We start from the raw sequence: 15,264 nt of genomic DNA on the forward strand, positions 1-15,264 counted from the left end.
CACAGCGCGGCCGGTGCCGACGTGCCGTGCGGCCGTCGCGGCGGCGCATCGCGCGGATCGCAAGCGGGATTGCGCGCGGCAGTCCGATCATCGCGTGCGGCGGACTTATAATGGCGGGTCCGCTTTTCTCACGCACGTCCGCTGCCGCTCCATGCCCGATCTGCTCGCCAATCTGAACCCCGAACAATACGCCGCCGTCACGTTGCCGAACGAACCGGCGCTGATCCTAGCAGGGGCGGGCAGCGGCAAGACCCGCGTGCTGATCACGCGGATCGCGTGGCTGATCCAGCAGGGCTATGCGTCGCCCGTCACCGTGCTCGCCGTCACGTTCACGAACAAGGCCGCGCGCGAGATGATGGCGCGCCTGTCGGCGATGATGCCGATCGACACGCGCGGCATGTGGATCGGCACGTTCCACGGCCTGTGCAACCGGATGCTGCGCGCGCACTACCGCGACGCGGGCCTGCCGCAGACGTTCCAGATCCTCGACACGGCCGACCAGCTGTCCGCGATCAAGCGGCTGATGAAGGCCTCGAACATCGACGACGAGAAGTATCCGCCGAAAAACGTCCAGTATTTCATCAACAATGCGAAGGAGCAGGGGCTGCGGCCCGACAAGGTCGACGCGACCGACAGCTTCAACCGCAAGTTCGTTGAAATCTACCAGGCGTACGACCAGCAGTGCCAGCGCGAAGGCGTGGTCGATTTTCCGGAGCTGCTGCTGCGCTGCTACGAACTGCTCGCGTACAACCCGCCGCTGCGCGCGCATTACCAGGCACGCTTCAGGCACATCCTCGTCGACGAGTTTCAGGATACCAACAAGTTGCAGTACGCATGGCTGAAGCTGCTCGCCGGGGGCCAGAACGCGATCTTCGCGGTCGGCGACGACGATCAGTCGATCTATGCGTTCCGCGGCGCGAACGTCGGCAACATGCGCGACTTCGAGGACGAGTTTCGCGTGCGCAACCTGATCAAGCTCGAGCAGAACTACCGGTCGCACGGCAACATCCTCGACGCGGCGAACCAGCTGATCTCGAACAACGCGCACCGGCTCGGCAAGAACCTGCGTACCGACGCGGGCCACGGCGAGCCGGTGCGCGTGTACGAGGCGACGACGGATTCGCAGGAGGCCGGCTGGATCATCGAGGAGATCCGCTCGCTGATCAACACCGGGATGGCGCGCAGCGAGATCGCGATCCTGTACCGCAGCAACGCGCAGTCGCGCGCGATCGAGCACACGCTGATGACGGCGGGCATTCCGTATCGCGTGTATGGCGGGCTGCGCTTCTTCGAGCGGCAGGAGGTCAAGCACGCGCTTGCGTACCTGCGCCTGATCGACAACCCGAGCGACGACACCGCGTTCGCGCGCGTCGTGAACTTCCCGACGCGCGGCATCGGCGCGCGCTCGATCGAGCAGCTCGCCGACGCGGCGCGCCTGTACGGCTGCGCGATGGCCGCGGCGATTCCGTACGTGACGGGCAAGGCCGGCACGAGCCTCGGCGCGTTCGCGAACCTGATCGCGAAGATGCGTGCCGACACGCAGCAGATGAGCCTGCCCGAGACGGTCGAGTACGTCGTGCGCGCGAGCGGCCTCGCCGATTTCTACCAGGGCGAGCGCGAAGGCCAGGATCGCCTCGAGAACTTGCAGGAACTCGTCAACGCGGCAACGGCCTTCGTCAGCGAGGAAGGCTACGGCCTCGACACGCCGGCGCGCTCGATCCCGTTGCGCGCAGGCGCGATCGCCGCGCCGGAAATTGCGGCGGCGCCGGACGGCGCGGCGGCCGACGTGATCGACCCGGCCGCGCTCGGCGACCCGGCACAGAACCCCGATACGATGACGCCGCTCGCGGGCTTCCTGTCGCACGCATCGCTCGAGGCCGGCGACAACCAGGCGCAGGCCGGGCAGGACGCGGTGCAGCTGATGACGGTGCACGCGGCGAAGGGCCTCGAATTCTCGGCGGTGTTCATCACCGGGCTCGAGGAAGGGCTGTTCCCGCACGAGAACAGCGCGATGGAGGCCGACGGGCTCGAGGAAGAGCGGCGCCTGATGTACGTCGCGATCACGCGTGCCAAGGAGCGGCTCTACCTGTCGTTCGCGCAGAGCCGGCTGCTGCACGGGCAGACCCGCTACAACGTGCGCTCGCGCTTCTTCGACGAACTGCCGCAGCACGTGCTGAAGTGGCTGACGCCGAAGGTCGAGGCCGGCTCGCGCTGGGGCGGCCGCGCCGACAACGCGGGCTGGGGGCGTGACTGGTTCGCGCGGCCGGGCGGTTCACGCGAGCAGATCGTCGACGCGGCCGTATCGGCGCCGCTGCCCGCGTTCGCGAACCAGCAGCGCGCGGCCGACAGCGGTTTCCGGGTGGGGCAGCAGGTGTTCCACAACAAGTTCGGCGAAGGCACCGTCACCGCGCTCGAAGGCAACGGCGCGGATGCGAAAGCCCAGGTGAAATTCAAGCGGCACGGCGAGAAATGGCTCGCACTCGCGGTCGCAAAACTACAGGCGGTTGAATGAGCGCATACACGACTTCTGCATTGTCCACCCCGCCGCTCGGCATTCTCGCCGCGCTGCCCGAGGAACTCGGCGACCTGATCGCCGAGATGCGCGCAGAGGGCACGGTCGAGACAGTCACGTTCGGCCGCCGCGACTATCACGTCGGTTGCGTGCGCGGCGCGGCATGCGTCGTCACGCTCGCGCGGATCGGCAAGGTGGCGGCCGCCGCGACGGTCAGCGCGCTGATCCACGTGTTCGGGGTCGCGGGGATCGTCTTTACCGGCGTCGCCGGCGGTGTCGCGCATGCGGTGCGGGTTGGCGACGTCGTCGTCGCCGACACGCTGATGCAGCACGATCTCGATGCGTCGCCGCTCTTTCCGCGCTACGAGGTGCCGCTGCTCGGCATCACGCATTTCGAAGCCGATGCCGAGCTGAGCGACCGGCTGAAGGCCGCGTGCGCGCAGTTCATCGCAGAGGAGGGCGGCGTGCTCGCAGAACGCTTCCGGCTCGCCGGCGCGCAGTTGCGCAGCGGGCTCGTGATCAGCGGCGACCGCTTCGTGTCGAGCGAACGGGAAGTCGTCGCATTGCGCGACGCGCTGCCCGACGCGCTCGCGGTCGAGATGGAAGGCGCCGCGATCGCGCAGGTGTGCGTCGAGCACAACGTGCCGTTCGCGCTCGTGCGCACGATCTCCGATACCGCCGACGATCACGCGACCCAGTCGTTCTCGCACTTCCTGTCGGCGATCGCCGGCACCTATTCGACCGGCATCCTCAAGCGCTTCCTGGCGCTGCATGCGGAGACGGCGGCCTGAGGGCCGCCGTCGTTCACGCTTTCCGCGATACCCCGGCGCGCATCGACGCGCGCCGGCGGCTCCGCACGCCCGTCACGCCTTCTTCTTGCGCAGGCTTCCTTCGAGATCCGGCAGGAACACCGTCAGCACGCCGATGAGCGGCAGGAACGAGCACACCTTGTAGACGAACGCGATGCTCGTCGCATCGGCGAGCTGGCCGAGCACCGCGGCGCCGACGCCGCCGAGACCGAACGCGAAGCCGAAGAACAGCCCCGCGACCATGCCGACCTTGCCGGGCATCAGCTCCGTCGCATAGACGAGGATTGCCGCGAACGCCGACGCGAGCACGACGCCGATGATCACGGTCAGCACGGTGGTCCAGAACAGGTTCGCGTACGGCAGCAGCAGCGTGAACGGCGCGACGCCGAGGATCGACACCCAGATCACGTACTTGCGGCCGATGCGGTCGCCGACCGGCCCGCCGATCAGCGTGCCGGCGGCCACGGCCGCGAGGAACACGAACAGGTGGAACTGCGCGGCCTGCACCGACAGGTGGAACTTGTCGATCAGGTAGAACGTGAAATAGCTGTTGATGCTCGCCAGATAGAAATATTTCGAGAACACGAGCAGCACCAGCACGCCCATCGCGGCCATCACGCGTGCGCGCGGCAGCGTCGCGTGTGCCGCATGCGCGGCCTTCTTCTTCATCGACGGATGCTGTTTGTACCAGTGGCCGATCTGCACGAGCACGATGATCGCGACCAGCGCGGCCGCCGAGAACCACGCGATGCTGTGCTGGCCATGCGGAATGATCACGAGCGCGGCGAGCAGCGGCCCGAGCGCGGAACCCGCATTGCCGCCGACCTGGAACACCGACTGCGCGAGCCCGTGCTGGCCGCCCGACGCCATCCGCGCGACGCGCGACGACTCCGGATGGAACACCGACGACCCGCAGCCCACCAGCGCCGCGGCCACCAGCAGCACCGGAAAGCTCGGCGCGACCGACATCAGCAGCAGCCCCGACAGCGTGAAGCCCATCCCGACCGGCAGCGAATAAGGCTGCGGGCGCTTGTCGGTATAGAGGCCGACGATCGGCTGCAGCAGCGATGCGGTGATCTGGTAGGTGAGCGTGATCAGTCCGATCTGCGCGAACGACAGCGCGAACTGGCTCTTGAGCATCGGGTAGATTGCGAGGATCAACGACTGGATCATGTCGTTGAGCATGTGCGAGAAGCTGATTGCGCCGAGCACCGGGTAGGCGGTGCCGGATGCTGGCGAGGCGGGAGGAGCGGGCGGCTGGGCCGTGGCCGGCGTGGCTTGGCCGGCGGCACGCGTGTCGAGGCTGGTTTCCATGTGAGCTGAGCGAGTTGAGGTTGGGCGCGCTCTGGGAGAAACGGCGCGTTGGGAATCGTTGCGGCGTCAAAGAAGTTTAATGTGGCGTATCGCGAATGTCAGGCCAAGTTTTATCGCGAATCAGTCATCCGTCCCGCAAATCGAATTCCGAACGACTTTTTGGCCGGCTATAACGCTGGCGGCGCGCCGTCGTGCCGGATGCGCGTTTTACCTGACTCAAGGAATGCCGCCGGCCGCCGTTGAACCGACGCAATTACCGAAGCAATAACCAATGCAATAACCACTGCGATAAGCGACGCGATCACAAGACGAACGCGCCGATTCTTGCGCTGGCCACGCGCCGCGCCGCACGCGTGGGCGGCGGCAGCCAGTGTGATAACGCCGGAACCGACCTTTCCGGCGGCAAGGTCAATACGGGGACTATCGATGAAAGCAGCTTCACTGCGCCCGCAGCCGGGCGCTCCGGCCGCCATGACGAACGGCGGCGCCGCGCGCGCACGTCAACCCTGGAGCGTCAAGGCGACGCTGCGAGCCGCGTTCGCGCTGCTGCTGGCCGGCACGCTTGCGATCGGCGTGTTTTCGCTCGCGCAGATCAACCGGCTGAACGGTTCGATCGCATCGGTCTACGAGCAGGGGCACGTTGCGAGCCGCGCGGCGGAGGAGGTCCGGGCCGAGATGCTGCGCGCGAGCCGCGCGCAGAAGTCGCTGTTGACCGCCACGACAGCGAAGGAGCGCGACGAACTCGGCACGGAGATCGATGCGGGACTCGCGTCGATCGGCGGCGCGCTCGGCACGCTGCAGCGCTATGCGGATCCGGCCGATGCGGACGACTCGGCTCGGCTGCGCACGTTCGCGTCCGCCGTCGGCACGTGGAGCGGACATCTGCGCGATTTCGTCACGCTGGTGCGCGCCCAGCCGCTCGACCTGTCGCAGATGAACTGGCAGGTCGGCACGCAGGACGTGTCGCTGCTCGTCGAGACCGGCAAGCTCGAAAAGCTCGTCGCGGATCTCGTAAAGACGCGCGGCGCGAAATCGAAGGCGACGCTCGATGCGTCCGCAACGATCTTCTCGTCGTCGGTCGCGATGATCGCCGCGATGACCGTCGCGCTGTTCGTGCTCGCGTTCGTGATCGCCGAGCGCGTCGTGCGCCGGCTCGTCGCGCAGCTCGGCGGGGAGCCCGCGTACGCGAAGGCGATCGCGGCGGACATCGCGAGCGGCGACCTGACCCGGCCGATCGCGCTCGGCCGGCACGATCGCGACAGCATGGTCCGCGCGCTGTCCGACATGCAGGCGGGGCTCGCGGCGACCGTCGGCGAGATCGCGGTGAGCGCCGAGGCGATCGCGGCCGCGTCCGGCGAGATCTCGATGGGCAACCTCGACCTGTCGCAACGCACCGAGCAGCAGGCGGTCGCGCTCGAGCGGACCGCGGCCAGCATGGAGCAGCTGACATCGACCGTGCGCCAGAACGCCGAGAACGCACGGCAGGCGAGCGCGCTCGCGGCGAATGCGTCGGCGGTGGCGGAGGCGGGCGGCGAGGTCGTCGGCCGGGTCGTCGCGACAATGAGCGAGATCGACGACAGCGCGAAGAGCATCCGCGACATCATCGGCGTGATCGAGGGCATCGCATTCCAGACCAACATCCTCGCGCTGAATGCGGCCGTCGAGGCGGCGCGTGCCGGCGAGCAGGGACGCGGCTTCTCGGTCGTAGCTGGCGAGGTGCGCTCGCTCGCGCAGCGCGCGGCGACCGCCGCAAAGGAGATCCGGTCGCTGATCGGCGCATCGGTCGAACGGGTCGCGAACGGTGCGGCGCTCGCGCACGACGCCGGCCGCACGATGGGCGACGTGGTGCGCGCGGTGAATCGCGTGACCGACATCATGGGCGAAATCTCGGCCGCGTCGAGCGAGCAGAGCGCGGGCATCGACGAGATCGGCCGCGCAGTCACGCAGATGGACGACGGCACCCAGCAGAATGCGGCGCTCGTCGAGCAGGCGGCGGCCGCGGCGCGCGCGCTCGACGAACAGGCGCAGTCCCTCAAGGCACTGGTCGGGCGCTTCCGGTACGCCGCGGCATGACGGGGGAGCGGGGGCGCACACGCGCAGGCGCTTGACCGCGCGACGGCGTGTTGCGGTAGCGCCGGCGCTGCGGTGCCCGGCGCCCCGGCACCAACGCCCGCGACAGCGGTGCGACCCGCCGCATGCATGATCTTGTCGATCAGGGACAAAACCAGCAGCCACGGCGCCTGCGATCCCATACAATGCGCGTCCGATTTGACGGGGGCAGTGATTGCGTGGGGGCCGCACATCGCGATGCTTGCGGGTGACGGCAGGCGAGCCGATCGACACAAGAATGATCGTTTATCTGGCGGGATATCTTTGCATGCTCGCGGCGGCGCTGGCCGGGCTGCGCGCGCGCGTCGCAAGCTGGCGCTGGCTTGCGGTCGGCATCGCGCCGGCCGCGGCGATTGCCTTGCTGCGCGGGAGCACGGGCACCGACACGGTGGCGTATCTCGACATCATCGAAGGGATCTGGAGCGGCAACGTCGTCAAGGTGCCGCGCACGCTCGAGCCGGGGTTCGTCTGGCTCGTGCGCGCGCTCGAATGGGGTGGGCACGACCCGCGCATCACCGTCGCGATCATCACGCTGCTGATCGTGGTCGCATGTGTCGTCGCGTTCGGGCGGACCGACGAGGACGCGCTCGTGTTCGCGACGCTGATCTTCCCGTTGTTTTTCTACGACATGGCGATGAACGGCCTGCGCTACGGCCTCGCGTTCTGTCTCGCCAAGATCGCATCGGATGCATGGGACCGGCGCCGGCGCGGCGCGTCGATCGCACTCGCTGTTGCGGGCGTCGGCATGCACGTGTCGGCGGTGTTGCTGGTCGTGCTGCTGCAGATCCGGCGGATGCGCGCGCTGCGCTACGTGGGGCTCGCCGTGGCGATCGCCGTGGTGGTGGCGGCGACGCATCTGCAGGCGCTGCTCGCGAAGTTCGGCGTCTATGCTGCGTTCACGCCGCCCGCGCAGATGTCGGGCGCCGCGCCGCTCGCGCTTGCGCTGTTGGCGCTGGCAATGGGCGGCGGCCTGCTCGGGCGCGTGCCGCGCACGCTGGTTTTCCTGTTCGTGTGCGAAATCGCCAGCTTCCTGCTGTCGCGGATCAGTTACGCGGGCCTGCGTTTCCAGTGGCTCGTGCTGTTCGCGATGGGCTGCCAGTTCGTGCCGCTGCTGCGCGTGCCGAACGTGAACCGGCGCTGGGTGACCATTGCGCTCGTCGTGCTCGGCGCGATCGGCTTCGCGCTGCGGCTGCGCAACATGCTGGGGGAGTACGGGATCGGCCCGTCGCCGTTCCTGCCTTACCGGTTCTTCTGGAGCTGACGCGGCCGCGCATGGCCTTTCGGCTTACGATTTCTTCTGCTTGTTGTCCGTATCGATGATGACCGTGCACGTCGTGCCGGCCGACAGCAGCACGCCGTCCGGCACCTCGTCGATCTTGATCCGCACCGGCACGCGCTGAGCGAGGCGCACCCAGTTGAAGGTCGGGTTCACGTCGGCGACGAGATCGCGGCTTTGCGGGTTGTCGCGGTCAAAGATGCCGCGCGAGATGCTCTCGACGTGGCCCTTCAGCACGCCGCCGCTCATCAGCCGCATTTCGGCCGGCGCACCGAGCTTCACGCGCGGCAGCTTGGTTTCCTCGAAATAGCCGTACACCCAGAACGAATGGCTGTCGACGATCGCGAGCTTGGCCTGGCCGGCGGTCGCGTAGTTGCCCTTGAACGTCTGCAGGTTCGTGATGTAGCCGTCGACCGGCGCAACGACGCGCGTGCGCTCGAGATTGAGCTTCGCGGCGTCAAGCGCGGCGATCGCCTGCTGGTACTGCGCATCGGCGCTCGACGCGGTGTGCTCGGCGTTCTCGCGGTTTTCCTTCGACACGACGAGCGCATCGAGATCCGCGCGGCGGGCCGCGTCGTCGCGCCGCATCTGCAGTTCCGCGCGGCGGGCGGCGACGGCGGCTTGCGCCTGTTCAACCGCGATCTGGTAATGCGACGGGTCGATCTGCATGATCAGGTCGCCTTTCTTCACGAGCTGGTTGTCGTGCACGGGTAGTTCGACGATCGCGCCCGATACGTCCGGCGCGACGTTGACGATCTCGGCGCGCACCCGCCCGTCGCGGGTCCACGGATCGTCCATGTAGTGCACCCATAACGAGCGCCCGATCAGAATCGCGACGATGAGGATGACGGCTGTCGCGACGAAGCCGAAGAGTTTTCGCAGGATCATGATTTTTTCACTATCAACGATAAACGGCGAGGCTGAGTCCGCCGCAGATGCAGACGAGGAGGCAGGCCCGGAACAGCGACGGGTGCCAGACGAGACGGTAGAGCCCGGTGTAGGCGAGCAGGCGGTCGACGGCCCAGGTCCCCAGCGCGCCGACGACGAACATCAGCACGACCGTGGGCATGTAGGCATCGAGAATGGCGATTTCACGCGGCATCATGACGGGGTTCCTTGTTGGGGGCGCGCGGGGCGGTTGCGGTTCAGTGCCGCGAGCGGCGATTCCTGGTCGAGCAGCGCGGTGCGCACGAAGTGCAGATGGCTCAGGATCCGCTGCAGCCGGTGGCGTTCGTCGCGGGGCGGTGCGAACGCGACGAGCGCCTGCTGGGTCGCGTCGATCGCAGCGGCGGTCGCGGCGAGCGTTGCGTCGAAACGGGCCGCGGACGGTTTCGCGAACAGCGCGGACAGCGCGCTGCGCATCGTGTCGATCGCGCGGCGCCACGGCATCGACGGTGCATGGCGCGGGTCGGACGGCAGCGCAGCCAGCTCGTCGCGCAGGTCGATCGCCGCGTTGCCCGTTTCGAGCACGGCAAACATCCAGCGCAGCGCGTCGCGCTGCACGTCCGGCTGGTCGGCGGAAAGCGTATGCGCCTGGTACATCAGGTCGCGCGCGCCGCTCTCGAAGCGCGTGCGCAGGCCGGCGAGCCGTGCGTGGCAGGCCGCGACGGCCTGGTGGCGCAGATCGGCGAACAGGCGCTTCTTGAGCCACGGCGCGCTCGGCGGGAACAGCACCGCGAACGCGATCGCCGACACCAGCATCGACAGCACGAGCGCGAGCGCATCGTTCATGAAGCTGCTCGGATCGTAATGGATCAGGTTTTCCGGGCCCGCGAGCGTGCAGAAGAAGATGCAGTAGCCGACGCCGTAGCCGGCCGTCTTCGGCTTCATCGTCAGGTACAGCCCGAGCGCGAGGAACGGCGCGAGGCCGACGCACAGCATCACGAAGCCGTCGATGCGCGGATAGACGCCGAACATCGTGATCAGCCCCATGAACGACGCGAGCACGGTGCCCATTGCCATCTGGTACGCCATCGTGGTCGGCCGCGGCGTCGACGACGCGAGCGCGCAGACGGCCGCCGCGTTCAGCACCATCGTCACGCCGTTCGGCCAGGCGCTCTCGATCCAGAACCAGCCGAGCACGAGCATCACGATGGCCGTGCGGATGCCGGCGATCAGCGCGGCGGTCGGGTTCGTGCGCGGCTCGTAGCGTTCGATCCAGCGTTCGCGCTCGTGCGTCGCCGTCGCGAGCGACGCGTAGGTGGCCGCATACGCGTGCAGGTCAGTGATGAAGCGGTACAGCAGTTCGGCGGCGGTGTCGAAGTCGAGCAGCGGGAAGTCCGGCTGCGTCTCGAGCGCGGCCCGCGTCGCGCGGATGCGGCGCGGCAGCGCGTCGCGCCACGCGAGCAGCTGTTCGGCCGCATGGGCCGCGTCGGCCGACGTGCGCACCGGCTCGCCGCCGCGCGTGAGCAGCGGCGCGATCTCGCGGAAATACGGCTCGATCGCATTGATCGCGGCGGTCGCGCCGGCCGCGTGCAGCCGGTTCATCAGCTGGTGCAGCGCATGGAAGCGGCTCGACGCGCTCATGAACTCGCTGTTCAGGCGCGCGAGGCGGCCGCTTCTCATCCGCGTGTCGGGGTTCTCGAACACGGCCATGCTGCGTGCGGCCTCGAAGCCGACCACGTCGGCGACGAAGCGGGCATGCACGCTTTCGATGTGCGCGCGGTCGAGCTGGCCGGACAGCGCGGACGCGACATAGTCGACGAACGCGCCGAAGCGCCGGCGGACCGTCGTGCGCATCAGCTCGCCGGTGTACTGCGGAAACACGAGCGCGCTGACGACGCCGGCCGACAGGATGCCGACCACGATCTCGGCGACGCGGGTCATCGCGGTCATGAACGCGCCGTCCGGGTGCTGCGACGCGGGCAGGCCGATCATCGCGGCCGTGTAGCCGGCGAGCAGGAAGCCGTAGCTGCGGAAGTTGCGGTTGCGTGCGGCGCCCGCCGTGCACATCGCGACCCACAAGGCAACGGCCAGCAGGAACAGCGTCGGCTGCTGCGGAAACAGGCCGACGAATGCGAGCGTTGCGACGAGTCCGAAGAAGGTGCCCATGAGCCGGTAGAAGCTCTTCGCGAGCACGGCGCCGCTTTGCGGCTGCATCACGATGAACACCGTCGTCATCGCGGTCTTCGGCGCGGGCAGGTCGAGCCGCATCGACACGCCCAGCGCGATGAACGCCGCGAGCAGCGCCTTGACGAGATAGAGCCACGCGACGCCGTCGGTGCGGGCCCAGTCGCCGACGGCGGCGAGCCAGGCCGACAGCGGGCGGCCGGCGGGCGTGGTGGCGGAGGAGGCTGACATGGCGAAGGCTCCGCGTTATCGGGCCGCCGGGGCGCTGGCCGCAGCGGCCACTGCACCGACCGCTGCACCGGCCACGAGTTGTGCGGACGGCGCGGCGGCCGAACGGGCGGCGCCTGTTGCCTGCGTGCCCGACGCGGCAGCGCCGGCGTGCGCCTTGGCGCCCGAAGCTTGCGCACCCGGCACGTCTTCACCCGTCTCGACGCCACCGCCGAGCGCCGCCATCAGCTGCGCATGCGCGGCAAGGCGTTCCGCATCGATCCGGGCGGCCGTTTCCTGCGCACGCAGCAGCTGCTGCTGCGCGACCAGCACGTTCACGTAATCGGTCAGCCCGCGCCGGAAGCCCTCGCGCGACAGCTGATAGCTGCGGTCGTTCGCGGCCACCGAGCGCGCGGCATCCTTCTTCTGCGTGTCGAGCGAGCGGATCCGCACGACCTGGTCGGCGATGTCCTTCAGCGCGCCGACGATCGTCTGGTTGTAGTGCTCGACCGCCTGGTCGTAGCCGGCCGATGCCGCGCCGAGCTGCGCGCGCAGGCGGCCGCCTTCGAAGATCGGCAGCGACAGCGCGGGGCCGGCAGTCCAGCCGCCGTTCATCGCACGCAGGAAGTTGGCGAACGGCGCGGTCACGCCGAAGCCGCCGACGGTCGCGAGCAGGTCGATGTTCGGGTAGAACTCGGCCTTCGCGACATCGATGCCGCGCGCCTGCGCGTCGACCGTCCAGCGCGCCGCGACGACGTCCGGACGACGGCCGAGCAGGTCGGCCGGCATCGCGGACGGCAGGCCGGCCGGCGCATCGAGTGCGAGCTTCGGCCGCGTGATCGAATCGCCGGCGCCCGGGCCCTTGCCGGCGAGCGCGGCGAGCTGGTGGTGGGCGAGCTGGATCGCTTCCTCGTACGAATCGATCTGGCGCTCGTAGTCGGGCAGCGACGATTCCGCCTGGCTGACCTCGAGCTGCGTGCCGATGCCGGCCTGCAGCCGCTTGCGTGCGAGATCGGCGACCGCGCGCTGGCGCTCGAACGTCTCGTGCGCGAGGTCGAGCAGCGCATAGTTCATCGACAGGCCGATGTACGCACGCACGACGTTGACCTCGAGCTCGAGCCGCGCGGCGCGGGCGTCGGCCGCGGTCGCATGCGCGACGTCGAGCGCCCGCTCGGTCGCGTTCTTGTCCTTGCCCCACAGGTCGAGGTGATATGACAGGCTGAGCGTGCCGGTGTTGTTCCAGGTGTCGGCGTTGGCGAGCGGCCCCGGGCCGTAGAACACGTTGTCCGGCCAGTGCTCGCGCATCAGCGACAGGTTGCCGCTGATCTGCGGCAGTTCGGCCGAACGGGCGACGCGGGCCATTGCCTGCGCTTCGCGCACGCGTGCCTGGGCGGCCGCCAGCGACGGGTTGCCGGCCTGCGCGGCGGCGATCCACGCATCGAGCTGCGGGTCATGATAGGCGCGCCACCAGTCGGCGGCGGGCCAGCCGGCGTCGCGATCGGCCGCGCGGATCGCCGCGCCGGCGTCGAGCGACGCCGGATCCGTCTGCGTGGACTGCGGCTTGTTGTCGCCCATGCTCGCGCATCCGGCCATTATTAATGAGACTGCAAGAACCGCGAGTGCGAGCGTCCCTTTTATTGCCGCAGACTGCACGATTTTCTCCCTTTCGGATATAGATGAGCCGAATGGGATTATATTTTTCAGCGATTTCTGAATAAATGGACAACGGTGCAAGGCATTTTTACAGTAGCTGAGACAATATTTGTGCGCCCCTGTGCAACAATCCTCCCGGATTCAAACGGGTAATGGCATGGATACGTTACAGAACATGCGGGTGTTCGTCCGCGTGGTCGACGCGGGGAGTTTCACCGCGGCCGCCCAGCAGATGAACTCGACGACCGCCTATGCGTCGCGCGCCGTCTCGGACCTGGAGGCGCACCTGCGCACCCGGCTGCTGAACCGGACCACGCGCCGGATCGCGCTGACCGAGGCCGGCGAGCGTTATCTGCAGCGCTGCGAGCAGATCCTCGCGTACGTCGACCAGGCAGAAGCGGAGGCGGGCGACGCGCACGCGCGCCCGTCGGGCAAGCTGAAGGTGCATTGCTTCACGAGCCTCGGCCAGCACTACACGGTGCCGGCCGTGTCGCGTTATCGCGAGCGCTATCCGGACGTGCACGTCGATCTGACGCTCGCTCAGCGGATGCCCGACCTGCTCGACGAAGGCTACGACGTCGCGATCGTCGTCGGCCGCGATCTGCCGGATTCGGGGCTCGTGTCGCAGCGGCTCGGCGAAAGCTACAGCGTCGTCTGCGCGTCGCCCCGGTACCTCGAGCAGCACGGCGTGCCGCAACGGCCGCAGGACCTCGCGCAGCACGTCTGTCTCGGCATGGTCGCGCCCGGTTTTCACTACGACGAATGGACGCTGTCGGGGCCGCATGGCGACGAGCGCGTCGCACTGTCCGGGCCGCCGTTCCGCGTGAATGTCGCCGAGGCGCTCGCGGTGGCCGTGCGGGAAGGGATGGGGATCGGCGTGCTGCCGCTGTACTCGGCGATCGCCGGGCTGCGCAACGGCAACTTCGTGCGCGTGATGCCCGAATACCGGTCGCACGTGATGAGCATCTACGCGCTGTATCCGTCGCGGCAGTACCTCGACGCGAAGATCCGCACGTGGGTCGATTTCCTGCGCGACGAGCTGCCGGCGACGCTCGAAGCCGACGAGGCCGCGCTCGAGCGGTACACGCGCGCGACATGATGTCGCGACCTTACGCAATCTAACGAGATTTGTCGTTCGCGCAACACTTTTTTACCTTCATCCGGCGGACAGTTTGATACTGTCTGAACCAGAGTGATCTGCAATACGGAGAAGCAATGGATACGCACCTGATGATCGGCCTTGGAATCCTGTTCGGCGTGATCGGCGCCGTCGCGTCGCGCGACCTGCTGCGCGCGATGAAGGCGCGGATGCAGCCGGCGCCGGTCCGGGTGCGCTCGGCGTCGGAAGCCGCCCGCCGCCTCGGGCGCTGAAGCGCCGGATCGGATTACCCGTTCATTTCTGCCGCTGGGCGGGGGCCGTCCCGCGGATGGCCGCCCCACGGATGGCCGTCCCGCGGATGGCCGCCCCGCCCAGCGTCACGACCTTGTCCCACGCGAACGCGGTGTTTTCCCGCGCGCGGGTGCGCCGGTGTATGTAGCCGCGCGGATTGCAGACGACGCGCGTGCCGTCCTCCGTCACGTAATCGAATGACGTGTGCGTGTGCCCGTGCACCCAGAGTGCGACCGGCGGGCGCACGAGTCCCGCCAGATCGCAGACGAACCCTGCCGACACCGGATCCTGCGCGTAACGTTCGGCGAGCGAGCGCCGGTGCGGCGCATGGTGGGTGACGACGATCGTCGTCCCGGCAAACGGCGTCGCGAGCTGCGCTTCGAGCCACGCGCGCGAGCGGCGGTGCAGCGCAAGCGCGTCGGCCGGCGTGAAATCCCGTTCCGGCGCATCCTCGCCCGCATGCAGCGCCGCGTCGTGCGGCCACGTCACCTGGATCAGACCCTTGAAGTCGAGCATTACGCTCGACGCCGCGTCGATCGCGTGAGCGATGCTGGCGTCGTCGCTGCCGAACAGCGCGAAATCGGTCCAGAGCGTCGTGCCGAGCACCCGGAAGCGCCCGGCCGGATCGACGTACACGTCGTTGTTCAGGTAATGCACGTTGTCGAGCGCGCGCGCCGCGTCGCGCATCGCCGCTTCGAGCGCGCCGAACTCGCCGTCGTAGTACTCGTGATTGCCCGGCACGTAGATCACGGGCACATCCGGGTCGAACGTCTCGGCCGCCCAGCGCAGGCCTTCCGCGTGGTTGTGGATGTCGCCCGCCAGCACGACGAGATCCGCGCCGGCGTGCGGGATGACGTCGGGGACATTGCCTTCGAGATGCAGGTCGGACAGCACGCGGACTTTCACGAATGTCGCTCCGGGACGG

Annotated in this window: 12 protein-coding genes; 6 read left to right on the forward strand and 6 right to left on the reverse strand. The window is 68.4% G+C overall.

Features of this window, described 5'->3' with window-relative positions:
- Positions 1-151: 151 nt before the first annotated feature.
- Positions 152-2,512 carry a UvrD-helicase domain-containing protein gene (locus tag ACV22Z_RS06430; RefSeq protein ID WP_448075484.1) on the forward strand — a complete coding sequence of 787 codons (2,361 nt, stop codon included), beginning with the start codon at positions 152-154 and terminating at the stop codon, positions 2,510-2,512.
- Entirely contained in the window at positions 2,509-3,303 is a 795-nt protein-coding gene (locus ACV22Z_RS06435) for a 5'-methylthioadenosine/adenosylhomocysteine nucleosidase (RefSeq protein ID WP_448075485.1), read from the forward strand. The genes ACV22Z_RS06430 and ACV22Z_RS06435 overlap by 4 nt, the downstream gene beginning before the upstream one ends.
- Before the next feature lie 72 nt (positions 3,304-3,375).
- On the opposite strand, the gene ACV22Z_RS06440 is transcribed toward ACV22Z_RS06435, so the two are convergent.
- The gene (locus tag ACV22Z_RS06440; RefSeq protein WP_448075486.1) at positions 3,376-4,635 is read right to left on the reverse strand and encodes an MFS transporter; all 1,260 of its coding nucleotides are present in this window, start codon (positions 4,633-4,635) and stop codon (positions 3,376-3,378) included.
- A 426-nt stretch (positions 4,636-5,061) separates the two neighbouring features.
- On the opposite strand from ACV22Z_RS06440, the gene ACV22Z_RS06445 reads away from it, so the two are divergent.
- Together ACV22Z_RS06445 and ACV22Z_RS06450 are read left to right on the forward strand one after the other, a co-directional pair.
- On the forward strand, positions 5,062-6,708 hold the full coding sequence (locus ACV22Z_RS06445; RefSeq protein ID WP_448075487.1) for a methyl-accepting chemotaxis protein: 1,647 nt from the start codon (positions 5,062-5,064) through the stop codon (positions 6,706-6,708).
- Between the two features lie 274 nt (positions 6,709-6,982).
- Complete coding sequence (locus ACV22Z_RS06450; RefSeq protein ID WP_448075488.1) at positions 6,983-8,005, forward strand: EpsG family protein; 1,023 nt, start codon at positions 6,983-6,985, stop codon at positions 8,003-8,005.
- A gap of 24 nt (positions 8,006-8,029) precedes the next feature.
- Here ACV22Z_RS06450 and ACV22Z_RS06455 read toward each other — a convergent pair whose 3' ends face one another.
- From ACV22Z_RS06455 to ACV22Z_RS06470, 4 genes are read right to left on the reverse strand one after another with little or no spacing between them, the layout of a single operon-like run.
- Positions 8,030-8,908, reverse strand: a complete 879-nt coding sequence (locus ACV22Z_RS06455; protein ID WP_448075489.1) for an efflux RND transporter periplasmic adaptor subunit — start codon at positions 8,906-8,908, stop codon at positions 8,030-8,032.
- Positions 8,909-8,921: 13 nt separating this feature from the next.
- Positions 8,922-9,125 (reverse strand): DUF1656 domain-containing protein, encoded by a 204-nt coding sequence (locus ACV22Z_RS06460; RefSeq protein WP_205799289.1) that lies wholly within the window; start codon positions 9,123-9,125, stop codon positions 8,922-8,924.
- Positions 9,122-11,320, reverse strand: a complete 2,199-nt coding sequence (locus tag ACV22Z_RS06465; RefSeq protein WP_448075490.1) for an FUSC family protein — start codon at positions 11,318-11,320, stop codon at positions 9,122-9,124. Before ACV22Z_RS06465 ends, ACV22Z_RS06460 begins: the two co-directional genes overlap by 4 nt.
- 15 nt (positions 11,321-11,335) lie before the next feature.
- Complete coding sequence (locus tag ACV22Z_RS06470; RefSeq protein WP_448075491.1) at positions 11,336-12,949, reverse strand: efflux transporter outer membrane subunit; 1,614 nt, start codon at positions 12,947-12,949, stop codon at positions 11,336-11,338.
- A 157-nt stretch (positions 12,950-13,106) separates the two neighbouring features.
- On the opposite strand from ACV22Z_RS06470, the gene ACV22Z_RS06475 reads away from it, so the two are divergent.
- Positions 13,107-14,048, forward strand: coding sequence for a LysR family transcriptional regulator (locus ACV22Z_RS06475; protein ID WP_448075492.1), 942 nt, complete (start codon positions 13,107-13,109; stop codon positions 14,046-14,048).
- A gap of 116 nt (positions 14,049-14,164) precedes the next feature.
- Entirely contained in the window at positions 14,165-14,320 is a 156-nt protein-coding gene (locus tag ACV22Z_RS06480; RefSeq protein WP_017332544.1) for a hypothetical protein, read from the forward strand.
- Positions 14,321-14,342: 22 nt separating this feature from the next.
- Here ACV22Z_RS06480 and ACV22Z_RS06485 read toward each other — a convergent pair whose 3' ends face one another.
- On the reverse strand, positions 14,343-15,245 hold the full coding sequence (locus tag ACV22Z_RS06485; RefSeq protein ID WP_448075493.1) for a metallophosphoesterase: 903 nt from the start codon (positions 15,243-15,245) through the stop codon (positions 14,343-14,345).
- Between the last annotated feature and the right edge of the window lie 19 nt (positions 15,246-15,264).

The organism is Burkholderia sp. PU8-34, from assembly GCF_053427725.1.

Coding starts and splice junctions, on each gene's coding strand:
- ACV22Z_RS06430 (WP_448075484.1), top strand. CDS start 152: ATGCCCGATCTGCTCGCCAATCTGAACCCCGAACAATACGCCGCCGTC.
- ACV22Z_RS06460 (WP_205799289.1), bottom strand. CDS start 9,125: ATGATGCCGCGTGAAATCGCCATTCTCGATGCCTACATGCCCACGGTC.
- ACV22Z_RS06435 (WP_448075485.1), top strand. CDS start 2,509: ATGAGCGCATACACGACTTCTGCATTGTCCACCCCGCCGCTCGGCATT.
- ACV22Z_RS06450 (WP_448075488.1), top strand. CDS start 6,983: ATGATCGTTTATCTGGCGGGATATCTTTGCATGCTCGCGGCGGCGCTG.
- ACV22Z_RS06445 (WP_448075487.1), top strand. CDS start 5,062: ATGAAAGCAGCTTCACTGCGCCCGCAGCCGGGCGCTCCGGCCGCCATG.
- ACV22Z_RS06455 (WP_448075489.1), bottom strand. CDS start 8,908: ATGATCCTGCGAAAACTCTTCGGCTTCGTCGCGACAGCCGTCATCCTC.
- ACV22Z_RS06465 (WP_448075490.1), bottom strand. CDS start 11,320: ATGTCAGCCTCCTCCGCCACCACGCCCGCCGGCCGCCCGCTGTCGGCC.
- ACV22Z_RS06475 (WP_448075492.1), top strand. CDS start 13,107: ATGGATACGTTACAGAACATGCGGGTGTTCGTCCGCGTGGTCGACGCG.
- ACV22Z_RS06440 (WP_448075486.1), bottom strand. CDS start 4,635: ATGGAAACCAGCCTCGACACGCGTGCCGCCGGCCAAGCCACGCCGGCC.
- ACV22Z_RS06480 (WP_017332544.1), top strand. CDS start 14,165: ATGGATACGCACCTGATGATCGGCCTTGGAATCCTGTTCGGCGTGATC.